Source organism: Parapedobacter sp. GCM10030251, assembly GCF_042666505.1.
Taxonomy (GTDB): Bacteria; Bacteroidota; Bacteroidia; order Sphingobacteriales; family Sphingobacteriaceae; genus Parapedobacter.
The window spans coordinates 236710-250986 of sequence record NZ_JBHTDN010000003.1; the positions used below are offsets into that span (position 1 = coordinate 236710).

Below are 14277 nucleotides of genomic sequence, written 5' to 3' on the forward strand. Positions count from 1 at the left end.
ATCAGTTTAATTAATCAACGTTATTCCTCGCGGAGCGACTCGACCGGATTCACAATGGCAGCCTTGACGGCTTGGAAGCTTACGGTAGTCAGGGCAATGGCCAATGCAGCCGATCCTGCGGCGGCAAACATCCACCATTCGATTGTGATCCGATAGGCAAATCCTGCAAGCCAGTTGTCCATCGCCCACCACGCTAAGGGGCAGGCAATGACAACGGACACCAAAACAAGCTTTGTGAAGTCGATAGAGAGCAGCGAGATTACGCTGCTTACCGATGCACCCAAGACCTTCCTAATGCCGATCTCTTTCGTGCGTTGTTCAGCCATGAATGCCGATAAGCCAAAAAGACCGAGGCAGGAAATCAATATAGCAAACAACGCAAAGCAAGCGGACAATTTGCCGACCGTTTCTTCACTTTTATATAGTTTGGAAAATTCCAGATCGGAAAATTGATACGTAAAAGGGGTTTTCGGATTCAATTCTCTGCATAGCTGTTTAAGGACCCTGATTGCGTCTTTTGTACGACCTGCTTTGATGCGTACCAAGATGGTTCCCCATGTCCAGTTTTCATCCAATCGAATGATCAGCGGATCGATGGCTTGGTGGAAAGAATTGAAATGGAAATCCTGCAATACACCGATGATTTTTCCTGGTCGGTTTCCCCAATCTACGGTTTGACCGACAGGCGATTGGAAGCCCATCCGCTCCGCAGCGGTTTCATTCAATAGATAGGCCGCCGAATCCGTGCCGAAAGCAGGTGAAAAATCGCGTCCCTCCTTCAGCTTTAGATGCATGGTTTTTACGAAATCGTAGCCAACCACGGCATCGGCAAAAGACACCGTGAGATTGGGATCCTTACCGGGCCAACTGATGCTTCCCGTGTGGTGCTCGATTACGGTAGGTGAATTCCGCATTTTGGATACCGAAAGAATTTCGGTGCTGTTTTCCGCTCGTGTCTTGAATAGCTGATAATTCGTTACCAAATCACCCTCTATAGGGATGTATACCAAATTTTCTCGATCATAACCAATGTGAGTAGTTTGAATGTAGTTTAGCTGGCGATAGATGACCAGCATGCCTAACATCAACAGGACGGAAAGCGTGAATTGGAAGACTACCAATCCTTTTCGGAGAAAAGCAGTTCCTCCCGACCGGAAATTGTTCTTCAGCACCTGGATCGGCCGCATCGAGGACAAATAGAGCGCAGGGTAGCTTCCGGCTACTACGCCGACGATAACGAGCAGTGCTAACACAGAGAGCCAAAAGCCAGATGCCGAGAGAGGCAGGACCAGTGATTTTCCGGTGAATTGATTGAAAACGGGTAGGAAACTGAAAGCGAGTAAAAGCCCGACAACGAGTGCACAGGCAGTGAGCAGAAACGCTTCCAAATAAAATTGCCGGATTATTGAAAGCCTAGAGGCCCCAATGGTTTTACGGAGTCCGATTTCTTTGGCACGTTTAACCGAGCGGGCAGTCGCCAGGTTCATGAAATTAATGCAGGCGATAAGCAGTACGAAAGAGGCGACCCAGCAGAACAACCGGACATACTCGATCCGCCCACCCGTGATGTAGCCGTCCTCGAAATTAGAATGCAGATATCGTTCGCCATAAGGTTGCAAAGCGAGTTCGATTCGGAAGTTCTCAGGTTTGTCCATATAATTATAGACAAAGTCTTTTATTTTGGATTCTACGTGCTGATGATCGGCGTCGGCACGTAATTGTACGAATGTCGTTGGGGAGGTGTTGCCCCAATGGTTTACCCAAGCATTCTGGTTAACAAAATCAGTCCAGCCCCTCAGGAAGTCGAACTGCAAGGAAGAATGGACAGAAACGTTTTCGAAAACGGCCGTTACCTGGAGATCTTCCTTATTTTCAAAACGAATAGTTTTGCCAATAGCATTCCTGGCATTCCCAAAAAAAACTTCGGCCATTTTTCGCGAAACGGCAATTGCATTCGGTGTGGTTAGCGCCAATTGTCGATCCCCGTGCAGTAACGGATAGCTGAACATACGTAGAAAATCATCGCCGACAAAAAAGCCCGTCATTTTGCTGACGGCGTTGTCTACCGAAAATGTACTACTGGTGCCCGGAGGTGCTACGTACTCCATCCCGCTTGCGATTTCAATTTCGGGAATATTCTTTTTCAATTCTTCGGCCAGTAGCCCTTGGGTGGAATAGCTCCCCTCCACTTTCCCATCGTAATAATTCCGTTCATAGACTTGGAATAGCTGATCACCATGCGCATGAAATTGGTCGACTGCGAGTTCATCCTGCACCCAGAGTAGAATGAGTAAGACAGAGGAAATGCCTAACGCTAATCCGGCTATATTCAAAAAGGAAATGCCCTTATTTTTCAGGATGCCTCGCAGTGCTGTGGTGATGTAATTCGGTATCATGTCTATCGTAAGGATTCTTTTACCTTTTTTCTTGAAGGTTAAAGAACAGCAACTGAGCCAAAACTGTAACTATCTAACTGGTAGTGTTTTGTGAGGTTGGTTTCGAAAACGGGTGTCCGGATTCGGACACCTGATGTCCACATACGGACATCTGGACGGCCGGATTGAATGTCAGAGCTAATCGCCTTACTGCAGCACCTTTAGCAATTCCTTGGCAATGATGCGGTAGCCGCGGTCAGACGGGTGCAATCCGTCGTACGTCATGGCGATGGCTTTTTCCGGATACGGGTACTCATCGGTATCCGGATGAAAAGGAACCGCGGTGTAGGCCGGATATCGATATTTCCGGTATTCACCGGATGCCGGATCTTTTAACCATTTGAATTTTACTAACTTCTGAAGGCCTAGCTTGGGGTGATGATAGAGATCAACGACCGCTAGCCCTTCTTGACGACCGATTGCGCGAATCGTATCCGCAAATGCTTCAAGTGTTTGCCCGTTTTTATTGGGTTTGTAAGATCCCCAAGCGTTGTTTTTGTAATCCTTGAGATAAACAAAGTCGGATCGCTGCATGGGGGTGATGAGAACAATCTTCGCATTGGGATTTAAGCTGCGTAGTTTATCAAGAATGATGCGGAAAGCGCCACTGGTGGTGCGCGCACCGGAGTTATTGCGGTAATCAGCCGTAGAGCCTAAGGGCAAACCAGCCCACCAGTCGTTCGTGCCAAGAAACACCGAATAGTAATCTGCCTTTTCAAGTCCCAGTTTATCGATTTGTTCAGCGATGCGTATCGCCGTCCAACCGTTATGTCCTTGATTGATGTACCGGATATGCGGACGTTGTTCGGTAACCAGGGTCATGTATCCTTTTGTGATCCGGTCCCCCGCCTCGTCGGGATGTTCATTGAGATAAGTAATGGAATCGCCTAGAGCCAGCCAGGTCTGTTGTTTCGGACTGAAGGAACAACAGAGGAAGATTGAAAAAATCAGGGCATAACGGAAGGTAGACCTCATGGCTATTTGTGGCGTCATATTGTCTACAAACGTACTAAAAATATCGGAGCGAATGCCGATCCGGTCTTTCTTCGGAGTAACTATTTTCGTATCGCTTCGACAATGAATTTGCAAACGTCCTTCACATCAAACTTGTGCATCAGTTTGCGACAATGCTTCTGAAACGACGAAGGACGAAGGGCGCACGTTAAGGCACGCCCTTCATAGGGTCACTTGTAATGAAATTGTGTGTTTGTGGTCACGTTTCCTTCGGCATCTTTCTCGGTTGCTGAAAGGGGATATCCCTCCGCAACCGACACCCGGCAATTTTTATAGGGTGAATGCTTAATCGTTCGATGCAAAGGTATGAGGAGCGACAGGATGGAATCACCACGGTAATACCGAACGTTATTTCTACGTACTTATGCGGAGATGAACCTACTCAACCAACGCTCGTCTAGACATATTGACGTTTGTCTGCTTACTGCTCCGCTTCGACGATTTGCTGACAGTACATTTGCGATAGATGGCTAGTTTCGTTGCCCATGAGACGCCTGCATTTGTTTGAATTTGAAGATTTTTCGTGGTTCCCGAACTGGTTGCGTGATTACGGGACGGATTTTCTCCGTGCGATTTCCAACCGAGCGGATTACTATGAGCATTTAATTCCTTTGATGCGGGAAGTGCTGGAACGAAGCAATGAGGCCACCTTCATCGACCTAGCATCCGGCGGCGGGGGTGGATGGGAAAAAATATTGCGGCGATTGATTCCCTTGAGACCCGATGTAAGGGTAGTTCTTACCGATCTATTCCCGAATAACGCCGCTTTTGCAAAACTGGAGAGCCAGTTTCCAGCCCATGTGACGCACTGTGCGTACCCGGTGAATGTGTTGGATGTGCCTTCTTGTCTTCATGGCGTACGTACGCAATTCATGTCGTTTCACCATTTTAACCCGCTGGATGCCCAGCGGATCGTATCGCACGCCGTCGCGCAACGTGCTTCCATCCTCGTCGTGGAAGCACAAGAGCGGAACGTATTCACCCTGCTGAAGTTTATCCTGCTGTCACCCTTAAGTGTATGGTGGCTCACACCGCGTATCCGTCCCTTTAAATGGCGTCGGCTGCTTTTTACCTATTTGATTCCCATCATCCCTGCTTACCTGCTTTGGGATGGGTTGGTAAGTGTATGCAGAACGTATACACCGGAGGAGATGCTCGACTTTGCCCACCGTGCCGATGCAGACCGGTTATACATATGGGAGGTGGGAAGAATTACGGGCAAATTATTGCCGGTAATATACCTTTTGGGTTATCCTATCGAATCCGCCGGTGACGATGCGGGCAGTTGTTAAAATATGAGTTCCTTTACGGCCGGCAGGTAGTTTCGGCCTACATTGATTTCGATTGCATTGGGCAGTGAAACAAAAAGCTTGCTGATATCGCGATACAGTTCCTGAATGTGATCGATATTAATGATGTACGATCGGTGGACCCGAATAAACCATTGCGGATTCAATTTACGTTCAAGCTGCCCGATGCCCGTGGTGCTCAAGTAAGATTCTCCGTTGAGCGTATAAATCCAGGTGTAGTCTTTATCAGCCTTCAAGTGCGTGATTTTGTTGATGGGTATGCTGGTCAACCGATGTCCCCTTTCCACTAAGATGCGTGCCGGATAACTAACTTGTGAATCGTTTGCGAGGACCTTTTTACCGGTGGTCCCGCTCCATTGCTTGAACCGTTCCAAGGCAAGTCGCAGGCGCTCAGAGGTAAGCGGTTTTATGAGGTAGTCGATTGCCTGATATTCGAAGGCCTTGGCGGCGTCTTGGGCAGATGTGGATGTGAAGATAACCGTTGGTTGGTATTCAACGGTTTCTATGACTTCGAAACCGCACTTTCCGGGAAGTTTTACATCCATAAATATCAGGTCCGGCTGCAGAGCGTTGATGTACTTCTCCGCTTCCAGGCCATTGCTGCACTCCCAAAATACAAAATGGTTTGAGGAACATTTGACGTTTTCCCGCAGCCACTGCCTAACGGAGTGATCACGATCCACAATCAATACGGTCTGTTTTCCCATGGCTATGTATTCTTCTTATAACGGTGGTACAAAGTTATCGGTTGGGATCATTCCCCCTAACTGACATATGTCAGAAATTGCATCCGGTCAACTTTTTTTATATTTTAGTGCCATACTAGACTGAAATTAACCTGTACACCGATGGTACCGCGGAAACATTTCGAAAACGTTTGCCACTTCGCACAGCAATATGGAATTCTTTTTACGCCCGATGAATTTGAATTCATCAGTTCCCATACGCACCACCAAATTCTGCCACCCCACACCGTGATCATGGAGCAGGGCAGGGTGGTCAATACACTTTACTTCCTGAATAGCGGGATCGCTCGGCTATACCGGATAGAAAACGGCGTAGATTACACATTGGGGATCGTGTCGGGCAATTATTTCCTTTCCACGCCCTTATATCTCCAAAGCGGGCAGCTATCTACGTGTGCGTTGGAGTCGCTCACGGAAATCGATGTGCTGGTCTGGGATAAATCCATGGCGCTGTCGATGAAACACGCGATTCCACGAATGTACGACATGGAACTGGCCATCATGGACCGATTGCTGAACTGGTTGCAGGACAATCAGATAGATGCCATCTGCATGACGGCGGAGGCGCGGTACATCAAAATGATGGAGACACAACCTGAAGTAATCCAGCAGGTTCCCTTAAAGTATATCGCTTCGTTATTGGCTATCCATCAGGACAGTTTAAGCCGGATTCGCAAGACGCTCGGACAGAAGTAACGTTAAATGAGGCCGCGAAGGTACGCTTCTTTCACCAGGCCAGCCGAATTCTTGATGTTTAATTTTTGGTTGAGGCTATGGCGGTGTGATTCCACTGTGCGTACACTCAGAAACAATTTGTCGGCAATTTCCTGGTTGGAGTACTCGTTAGCGATCAGCGCCAATATTTCGTTTTCCCGTTTGGTCAGTTTCACGACGACGGACGTACGCCTGCCTGACAGCGTCTGCTGCAGGATGGCTTGCTCGACCTGTCGGTCCAGGAACTGTTCGCCCGCATACACAGCATTGATGGCGTTTAGCAGGTTCTGTTTATCGGTTCCTTTCAGCAAATATCCTTTGGCCCCACTGCGCATCATTTTTTTTACATACACCACTTCGTCGTGGTTGGTCAGCGCGACGATGGGGAGTTCCGGATATTTTTTTAAGACGTCTGAACACAGCTCAATCCCATTGATATCCGGCAATTCGATGTCCAATAACAGGACGCTGGGCTGCTGCCGTTCCAATTCCAGCATCAGTTGTTTGCCATTGTTGGCGGTAAACAGGATCGGGTAATCCGGCAGATCGCCGAGCATATGTGCCAATCCGCTGATGATCAGCGAGTGGTCGTCTACGATTCCGATAGTAATCATGATAGGTGTCTCCTAAAGTCAATGCAAATTAAAGGAAAATACCGGGATGTCTTATCCGTAACACTACGCAAGTTGTCTTATCCGAGGTATGGCATTTCCGGGCTGGTTCGGGAGTGTTGTGCAGTATCAATGTCAATGTAAATGGATGTGCCTTCGCCGGGGGCGGAATGGATTTCATGACTACCGCGTAGCAAGTGTATCCTTGAGGATAGGTTCTGTAATCCGATGCCTGTCTGCTTCACCTGCTGTAGGTCAAATCCCGTTCCGTTGTCTTCGATGGTTATGGAAAGACGGCTCCCATCTCCCACGAGCTGCACGATGCTTTCCGTGGCTTCCGCGTGTTTTATCGTGTTGGTCACGGCTTCTTGGATAATTCGATATAAGATGAGTTCGGTGTTTTTATCCAACGCGGGCAATTCGCCCACTACGTAGCATTCCAATTGCAAACCGGGATGGTTTACGCGACGGCAGAATTCCTGGACTGCCTGGGCAAAACCCTCGTTAAGTACAGTTTCGGGGGCCAGGTTATGCGAAATGTTGCGAACTTCCTGTACGGCGGTTTCGATCAGTTCCCCAATCAATGCGTTGGAAGCAGCATCCCCGCCCTTTCCGGCGTTGATATGAAGCTTAGCTGCCGACAAAATACTGGCCACGCCATCATGAAGTTCCCGGGCCGTGCGTGCCCGCTCGGTTTCCTCACCTTTCAGTTGGGCTTCGAGCAAACGATTTGCTTGTTCAGAAGCGGCGGTTTTACGCTTCTGCTGATTGATCAGCCGGCCCGCAATCAACAGAACGGTCAAGATGGCAACCAAAGCGACCGCCATGATGATCCACTTATTCATTCGTTCCAGTTTGCTGCGCTGCTCGGCGATCTCCAGGTCACGCGCTGCCAACGCTTTTTCTTTTTCCGAGGCTTGGTATTTGACTTCGAGCTCCTGGATCGTGTGGTGGGTTTCCTGGTTGCGTAGGGAATCGTTTATCTGTTCATATTGCTTCCGAAGCCGGAGGGCCTCTCGATGGTTGCCCATCCCCTCTTTGATTTCCGCGCCCGATAGGTAAAGTTCAATAAGTTGGGGTTTTGCTAGTTCCAGTTCGGCCAGCGCCAGCGCCCGGTCGAAGTACGTATTTGCCTGTGCATACTGGGCCATGTCTTTGTAGACCGATGAGATGCCCGAAAGAATGTATACTTCGTTGCCCGGGGGTGCTTTTCCCAATAAATCCAGGGCTGATTGATACGTCTTGAGTGCAAGCGGATAGCGTTTCTGTCTTCGGTAAATGTCGCTGAGGTTGATGTAGGCCTTCAGTTCCATCTCAATATCCTTCTGCGATTGACCGATTTCCAACAGCTGCAATCCATGTTTTTCCGCATCGGCAAGCTCCCCTGCCATGGCCTCAGCCACCAGTACATTGACTAAACTCCATCCCGTGGCCAGCGTATCCTGTAATTGCTTAGCGACTTCCAGTGCCTTTAATGCATAATCCTTTCCCTTTTCGAGATCGTTCATATCCAGTAATAACGAACTGAGGTTGTTGTAGTATTTCCGGCGATCCGACAAATCGCGGGAGCTCGGGTTTTCGATTCCCGAAGAAATCTCAAGGGCCTTCATCAGTGACGCTGCGGCTTGCCGTAATTTTCCCTGCGCCTGGTACTGCAGGGATATGTTGTTATAGGCATACCCCATACGCTGCTTGTCGTTCATTCGTTTGCTTACTTCCAATTGCAACTGCGCCATCTTCATGGCTTCTTCGTAACGCACCTGGCTGTACAGCAATACGCAGTAGTGCCCTGCATACATCAAAAGCCCACGGTCGAACTTCAACTGTTCGGCCAACTTGCCGGCCTGGCGGAAATCGTGTTCCGCCGCGTCGCTCAGACCCTGCTGCTGTTTTTCCCGGGCGGCTTCAATGAGCTGGAGCACGTGTAATGTGTCGCTTTTGATATCCTGCCCCTTCGCGAGGGACAGCATGAATAGACAAAAGAGAAGTATTCTAACGGTTAGTATCATGTCGGTAAATTACGTAGTAGACGAGAAAATAGCAGCGAATGTTACACTCGGTCAGCGCATTCTCCAAACAGCACTCCATAGCTACGTAGTACTACGGAAATCGGTATTCCGTCACAACTGCGCTTAAGGGTCCGTGCGATGCGCCCTATTTTTGATGTGGTAGAAGTATGAGCAAAAATAACGAAAGAAGACATGAATACGATTTTGATTGCGGATCGGGAACCTTTGCATCGCCAGCAAATCAGGCAGCACATCGATAACCGCCCGGGATTTCGTGTGGTGGGTGAATGCGGGAATTGCCACGAAACCCTCCGCTATGTAAATGCATTGGAGCCTGATGTACTTTTTCTGGATGTACAGTTGGGCGAAAATACGTTTGAGTTCATCCGCGAAGCCGCCCACATGCCCAAGGTTATCTATACGGCGCGGAATGAATCCTATGCCTTGCAAGCCTTTGACCATCAGGCACTCGATTACCTACTGAAACCCTATGGGGCGGCACGATTGGATGCTGCGTTGCGAAAGGCGGCTTGTCAGTCCCTTGACGATTTGCCGGGCGCGGTGCCCTGTCATTCCGTTCGGCATAGGCACCTCTTTGTGGAGGATGGCGACCGGCTGCGGCGTATCGCCATAAACGATATCCGTTACCTGAAAGCGGCGGGCGATTATACCGTCGTTTTCACGGCACATGGCGAATTCCTGAGCTCATCAGGCATCGGCAATATTGAGCGCCGACTGGACAAATCGCAATTTTTACGGGTACACCGCTCGTTTATCGTCAACGTAGAACGCATAGACACGTGTTATCGGGAGATCGGCAGGCTTTACCTAGTGATGGAAAACGGACAGGAAATCGGCGTGGGTAAACATTACTTGAACGGCATCAAATCGTTAATCCTTTAACGGTCAATGGGGTATTCTTATCTGGACGGGGAGCGGTTGCGCTGGCTTTTGGTCGGATTGGCGGCAACCCTGTTGCTGCTGCTGAAAATCGGGGCCTGGCTGATTTATACCTACCGAAAGAGACGAAAATAATTAATTAACTAGAAAATGATGATAATGAAAACACGTCAAACGAAAAGGATGGGCCTGCTTGCCTTGGTGGTATTGGTGACTACACTGGACAGCTGCGGCAAAGACCGCGTGCCGCCGGATGACCCGCCATCCGCGGAAGAACCGGCGCAACAGCCGGGTGTGCCCAAAGGTTTTGGTGATTCCAGCGATGCACCGGAGGGTACCGTATTTACATGGCTCCAGGGCGTATCCGTGGAGGGTGACATCCGTGGATTTGACGGATATTACGAACCGGAACTGTGTGGCGGCCGCACACGGGCGGATCAGCTCGATGAAGGAGCTTACGTATTGGTTTGCCTGAGCCTGCGCAACGACAACGAAACGCCGGTGACCGTGGCCTTGCCGGCGGGGTTGATTTTTGTTTCGAATGATTTGGCCTATCAAAATGGAATCCTATTGCAGCCCGGAACGATTGTCATTGAACCAAAAAGTGTGACCTATCAGCCCATAGGACTTTATTGCCTGAATGAGAATCGTGACCCTGCAACAACCGAAAGCGCCTATATGGTCGGCCCGGTGACCACGTACCAGCCAATGCTGGATTTTGCTGGCCAGGTAGCTCGTAAAAAAGTGCGGCCGGGGCAGCTGCCCGATTTCGATATTTCCACCACCTTGCAGTCGTGCGTCTACGACATATGTCGGAACGGCCGCGTATCCGAGACCTACCGGCGTGCGTTCGACGCCATTCCGAATCGATAAAAAATGAAAAGCCCGAAGGCTAGGGTTCCCAATAATATTCCAATGCCGCGCAATTGTCACATTGTGCGGCAATTTGCGGTTCGAAGTTTACTTCGTAGTCTTCGACGAACGTTTCATCCGAGTTCCATCGGCGGAACGATACCGGTTTACCCTCATAGGTAGCGGTAAGCCGGTATCGACCGATGGGAATATCCTTGAGGGTATACCCATCTTCGGCCTGCGGGCGAAGCCGTTCCCCTTGGCTGCCATCAATCAGCGGCCCCATGGGCGTGAGCACAAAATCGATCTCGCGCGCTTCAATGTATACACCCGAAAAATGGTCGATGGTTATCAATCCGCCATAATGACCCGAAAGCGGTTCCGGCATAACGCCCGACAGCCTCCATACAAAATTACGCACCGCACCTTCGCCGCCGAAACCGGCGGAATGATCGGGATGCAGATAAAACGAGTACGTTTTGCCGTGGTACTCGGCCTCTTTCATGGCGAACGCATACCACGAGCCGGTCGGCACTTTGATGGCATACTTTCCCTGGCTGTTGGTGAGTCCGGTGATGTTGGAGTTGAAAAAAATGCTGTGATCCACGAGGACACGTACGCCTTCCAGCGGATTTCCGGACTGGTCTTTCACGATACCGGTCAGAAAGCCGGTTTTTGGCGTATCGTCGTCTTCCGAATCCCCCTTAGCCTTTGAACAATTGGTAAACGATTGAATGATAAGGCCTGCCATTAGCGAGCAAGCGATCCATTTGATTTGTGTTTTCAGCTGTATCATGTCTTATGTTATTTAGGATTATCAACTACGCTTAACCTTGAACTTAAATTCGACGGCGGTCGCTTCCGGAATTTCGCATTCTTGCACATCAAGGGGATAAAGGCTACCCGTGAAAGAACCTTCCACGTAGTCGTCAACCGAATGGATGATGGCGGTTCCGTTGAAGATCTCGTCGTTGCCATCACAAGACCGATAGAAATTGTTGTAAAAGCGCCGATTTCCACCTTGCGATCGGGATAAGTAGAACCATGCCTGCCCGCCTTCCTGTCCGCCCGCGTAGGTGCCCGGTTGGGTGCCGTGACATTGCAGGACAAGGTTGATCCGTTCGTCGTTTGTCCGGATGTACAGTATGCCGTTAACAATGCGGGCATCTGCGAGCTGGGGCAGCTCCTGATCCGCACCGTTTAACGTGAGTTGCACGAAATTTTCAGGTACCAAGCGGATGGTCGTCAGCAGAATCATTTTTCCCAACTTGCGTCGCCCGTTGGGCGCGGAGGGGTCGCTGATGTAACCGTTTTTGCTTTCTACTTCCACTTGGATTTCGACAGTTGTCGCTTCGTTCACGGTTTCCGGAGCCGTATAGATGGCGTCGCCGAGTAATAGATGGGTATTGAGCTTTGGCTCCAACGAGCCGGGACCCGCAACGATCTTCCAACCACTTACCGTAATATCTTTTGAAAAGCCGACGTCGTCCATGGCAGCCAGCGGTACGCTATCGATCGAGCTTGTGGGTATTAGTGCGCCAAGTACCTGTTCCATCAGCTTGAGGTTGACGGTTTCTCCTGCACCGGCGGTTTCGTTGTCCTTCCGAAGGGACAGCATATCAAACCACACCCAATCACTGAAATGCGAGGTTTCTACCGTCAGTCGCCGTTGCGATGCGTTCAGTTCGGTAGGCAGTCCACACCACACACCGTCGCTTCGCTGGAAGGCTACCATGCGCCCCCCGGGATTGACCCCGGCGCCGGGTGCGTATATAAACGACAGCTTGACGGGTTTTTTGAAAGATGTGCCCTCGGGTGTCAGCCGAAAGGCGGGATAGGCCGAAACCTCATCGAGGGTATTGCTGATGGGTTGGATGCCGAAAGTTGTCGGTTCTTCCACTGCACCGGCGGGGATTTCCAGTCGCAGTGCATCGTCGTACCAAAGAACTCCTCCTTGGGGCCCGATTACTGCCGAAACGGCTTCACCCGTAGGTTGGCCCTTGGGTTTAACGACCGGTTCGCCGAAAATAGGGCGGGGTTCTTCTGGGGGCGGCGTATCCTTTTTGCAGGCAATAGCCAGCAGGAGGAACAGTCCCGATGCGAGTCGATATGCGATATTCTTGTAAGCCATCATGCGTCTTTTTTTGGACAAGTATCGCAGATAACCGGCTGTTATTTCGTCTGCTTTCGATAAACGATCGATAGCGTCGACGAACCCACCTCAACTGTCGATAAGGGAAAGCGGGTTTTTCGTCGAAGCTATGATGCATTCGTGCCCTTATATTGCCGTTCATCGAAACACATAAACACGTTGGAGGCAAGAAGGTAATTTTGCGTGGATTTAATAATTGGTGTTATGAGGCGTTTACAACAAACAACCAGATTGATGATTCTATCAATGGTATTTTCTGCCATGCTGCCCGCCGGCGCACACGCACAATCCATCCTCAACAAAATAAAGGGGCGCGCGGAGCAAACCGCCACCCAGAAAATACTGAACGAAACGGACAAGGCGGTGTCAAAGGGAATGGATAAGGCCATCGAATCGGCAACCAAAACATCGAAGGAGACCACTTCTGCGGTGGACGAGGGAGCCGCTGGACCGGGAGCGGACACGGTCGCCGCCAAGCAGGCAACTATTCAATCCTTTAGCAAATACGACTTTGTGCCCGGAGATTCCGTGCTGTATGCAACCGATTTCACGGGGGAGGCGGTCGGCGAGCTGCCCACTGGATGGAACAGCAATGGCAGTTCAGTAGTCGTTACGCTCGATGGCATCCCGGGCCAGTGGCTCCGTATGGCACAGCGTACGGTGGTCTTAACCGATAATGAAAAATCCTTTGGACCGGACTTTACCGTGGAATTTGATATGGTGGTGCAAATCGACTTTAAAGGCTGGCTCCCACCGTCGTTTAAGTTTGGCGCGTTGGCAACCGGTACGGAGTCTACTACGTCCAACAAGTTGCTCTCCGATCCGAAGGGCGACAAATCTTTTTACGTGGAAGTCGCCCCGCTTGCCGATGCTGGAAACCTCGTGCTCGAAAGCTATGAAAAATATACCCGTTATTTCAACAATCCGCCCACCAGGAACCCGCTGGTACGCCAATGGTACGGGAAGGTATCGCATGTGGCCATCCAGGGGCAAAAGGAGCGGCTGCGTATCTGGGTAGACGGCGAAAAGCTATACGATGTGCCGAAGGGAATCCCTAAGGGAGGTGAATTCAATCAGCTGTTTTTCCAGCTGAGCAGCAGCCCGTATGACGACGAGCAGATCGGTGTGTACTTCAGCAATATCAAGATCGCTAAAGGGCTGCCCGATACACGACACAAGCTGGTGGAAGAGGGTACGTTCAGCACAACAGGCATTTTGTTTGATACCGGGGCGGCGAAGCTTAAACCCGAGTCAGCCGGTGTGCTGAAAGCCATTGCCGCTGTGCTTACGCAGCATCCGGATATCCGTGTCCGCATCGTGGGACATACCGATGGAGTGGGCGACGAGAACACCAACCTCGAACTCAGCGAACGCAGGGCAGCTGCGGTGAGCGAAGTGCTGCAAGCCGAATACCACATTGATGGCAGCCGACTGGAGACGGGAGGCAAGGGTGAAGCGGAGCCGGTGGCCGACAATCAGACGGCTGCAGGCCGTGCGCAAAACAGAAGGGTAGAATTTATTAAATTATAAGATT

13 protein-coding genes are annotated in these 14277 nt (G+C 50.3%); 6 read left to right on the plus strand and 7 right to left on the minus strand.

The features are described from left to right. Positions 1 to 20 precede the first annotated feature (20 nt). Both ACFQRK_RS10395 and ACFQRK_RS10400 read right to left on the minus strand, forming a co-directional pair. Complete coding sequence (locus ACFQRK_RS10395) at positions 21 to 2396, minus strand: ABC transporter permease (RefSeq protein ID WP_379006264.1); 2376 nt, start codon at positions 2394 to 2396, stop codon at positions 21 to 23. 186 nt (positions 2397 to 2582) lie between these two features. Further along, positions 2583 to 3410, minus strand: a complete 828-nt coding sequence (locus ACFQRK_RS10400; RefSeq protein ID WP_379006267.1) for an SGNH/GDSL hydrolase family protein — start codon at positions 3408 to 3410, stop codon at positions 2583 to 2585. Between the two features lie 524 nt (positions 3411 to 3934). Here ACFQRK_RS10400 and ACFQRK_RS10405 point away from each other — a divergent pair. Further along, positions 3935 to 4741, plus strand: a complete 807-nt coding sequence (locus ACFQRK_RS10405; RefSeq protein WP_379006268.1) for a hypothetical protein — start codon at positions 3935 to 3937, stop codon at positions 4739 to 4741. Here the strand turns inward: ACFQRK_RS10405 and ACFQRK_RS10410 are convergent. Further along, positions 4738 to 5466 (minus strand): LytR/AlgR family response regulator transcription factor, encoded by a 729-nt coding sequence (locus ACFQRK_RS10410; protein ID WP_379006270.1) that lies wholly within the window; start codon positions 5464 to 5466, stop codon positions 4738 to 4740. The genes ACFQRK_RS10405 and ACFQRK_RS10410 overlap by 4 nt on opposite strands. A gap of 141 nt (positions 5467 to 5607) precedes the next feature. Between ACFQRK_RS10410 and ACFQRK_RS10415 the strand changes: the two genes are divergently transcribed. Continuing rightward, positions 5608 to 6201: a Crp/Fnr family transcriptional regulator gene (locus ACFQRK_RS10415; protein ID WP_379006272.1), complete on the plus strand. Its 594-nt coding sequence runs from the start codon at positions 5608 to 5610 to the stop codon at positions 6199 to 6201. Between the two features lie 2 nt (positions 6202 to 6203). On the opposite strand, the gene ACFQRK_RS10420 is transcribed toward ACFQRK_RS10415, so the two are convergent. Beyond that, positions 6204 to 6833, minus strand: coding sequence for a response regulator (locus tag ACFQRK_RS10420; RefSeq protein ID WP_379006275.1), 630 nt, complete (start codon positions 6831 to 6833; stop codon positions 6204 to 6206). A gap of 77 nt (positions 6834 to 6910) precedes the next feature. Continuing rightward, positions 6911 to 8839 carry an ATP-binding protein gene (locus ACFQRK_RS10425; RefSeq protein WP_379006277.1) on the minus strand — a complete coding sequence of 643 codons (1929 nt, stop codon included), beginning with the start codon at positions 8837 to 8839 and terminating at the stop codon, positions 6911 to 6913. Between the two features lie 192 nt (positions 8840 to 9031). Here ACFQRK_RS10425 and ACFQRK_RS10430 point away from each other — a divergent pair, with 192 nt between their 5' ends. Genes ACFQRK_RS10430 through ACFQRK_RS10440 form a run of 3 tightly spaced genes read left to right on the plus strand, consistent with a single transcriptional unit; the run spans position 9032 to position 10612 of the window. Beyond that, positions 9032 to 9742, plus strand: coding sequence for a LytR/AlgR family response regulator transcription factor (locus ACFQRK_RS10430; RefSeq protein WP_379006279.1), 711 nt, complete (start codon positions 9032 to 9034; stop codon positions 9740 to 9742). Between the two features lie 6 nt (positions 9743 to 9748). Further along, entirely contained in the window at positions 9749 to 9874 is a 126-nt protein-coding gene (locus ACFQRK_RS10435) for a hypothetical protein (protein WP_379006281.1), read from the plus strand. Between the two features lie 24 nt (positions 9875 to 9898). Beyond that, on the plus strand, positions 9899 to 10612 hold the full coding sequence (locus tag ACFQRK_RS10440) for a hypothetical protein (RefSeq protein ID WP_379006283.1): 714 nt from the start codon (positions 9899 to 9901) through the stop codon (positions 10610 to 10612). Positions 10613 to 10631: 19 nt separating this feature from the next. Here the strand turns inward: ACFQRK_RS10440 and ACFQRK_RS10445 are convergent, their stop codons facing one another. Further along, a complete protein-coding gene (locus tag ACFQRK_RS10445; RefSeq protein WP_379006284.1) occupies positions 10632 to 11387 on the minus strand; it encodes a carboxypeptidase-like regulatory domain-containing protein in 756 nt (251 codons plus the stop codon). A gap of 21 nt (positions 11388 to 11408) precedes the next feature. Beyond that, positions 11409 to 12725: a hypothetical protein gene (locus ACFQRK_RS10450; RefSeq protein WP_379006286.1), complete on the minus strand. Its 1317-nt coding sequence runs from the start codon at positions 12723 to 12725 to the stop codon at positions 11409 to 11411. 252 nt (positions 12726 to 12977) lie between these two features. Here ACFQRK_RS10450 and ACFQRK_RS10455 point away from each other — a divergent pair, with 252 nt between their 5' ends. Next, complete coding sequence (locus ACFQRK_RS10455; RefSeq protein WP_379006287.1) at positions 12978 to 14273, plus strand: OmpA family protein; 1296 nt, start codon at positions 12978 to 12980, stop codon at positions 14271 to 14273. The last annotated feature ends 4 nt before the right edge of the window (positions 14274 to 14277 follow it).

What these genes read in the sequence shown, in the direction of transcription:
- ACFQRK_RS10395 (WP_379006264.1), bottom strand. Translation starts at nt 2,396, where the DNA reads ATGATACCGAATTACATCACCACAGCACTGCGAGGCATCCTGAAAAAT.
- ACFQRK_RS10400 (WP_379006267.1), bottom strand. Translation starts at nt 3,410, where the DNA reads ATGAGGTCTACCTTCCGTTATGCCCTGATTTTTTCAATCTTCCTCTGT.
- ACFQRK_RS10405 (WP_379006268.1), top strand. Translation starts at nt 3,935, where the DNA reads ATGAGACGCCTGCATTTGTTTGAATTTGAAGATTTTTCGTGGTTCCCG.
- ACFQRK_RS10410 (WP_379006270.1), bottom strand. Translation starts at nt 5,466, where the DNA reads ATGGGAAAACAGACCGTATTGATTGTGGATCGTGATCACTCCGTTAGG.
- ACFQRK_RS10415 (WP_379006272.1), top strand. Translation starts at nt 5,608, where the DNA reads ATGGTACCGCGGAAACATTTCGAAAACGTTTGCCACTTCGCACAGCAA.
- ACFQRK_RS10420 (WP_379006275.1), bottom strand. Translation starts at nt 6,833, where the DNA reads ATGATTACTATCGGAATCGTAGACGACCACTCGCTGATCATCAGCGGA.
- ACFQRK_RS10425 (WP_379006277.1), bottom strand. Translation starts at nt 8,839, where the DNA reads ATGATACTAACCGTTAGAATACTTCTCTTTTGTCTATTCATGCTGTCC.
- ACFQRK_RS10430 (WP_379006279.1), top strand. Translation starts at nt 9,032, where the DNA reads ATGAATACGATTTTGATTGCGGATCGGGAACCTTTGCATCGCCAGCAA.
- ACFQRK_RS10435 (WP_379006281.1), top strand. Translation starts at nt 9,749, where the DNA reads ATGGGGTATTCTTATCTGGACGGGGAGCGGTTGCGCTGGCTTTTGGTC.
- ACFQRK_RS10440 (WP_379006283.1), top strand. Translation starts at nt 9,899, where the DNA reads ATGAAAACACGTCAAACGAAAAGGATGGGCCTGCTTGCCTTGGTGGTA.
- ACFQRK_RS10445 (WP_379006284.1), bottom strand. Translation starts at nt 11,387, where the DNA reads ATGATACAGCTGAAAACACAAATCAAATGGATCGCTTGCTCGCTAATG.
- ACFQRK_RS10450 (WP_379006286.1), bottom strand. Translation starts at nt 12,725, where the DNA reads ATGATGGCTTACAAGAATATCGCATATCGACTCGCATCGGGACTGTTC.
- ACFQRK_RS10455 (WP_379006287.1), top strand. Translation starts at nt 12,978, where the DNA reads ATGATTCTATCAATGGTATTTTCTGCCATGCTGCCCGCCGGCGCACAC.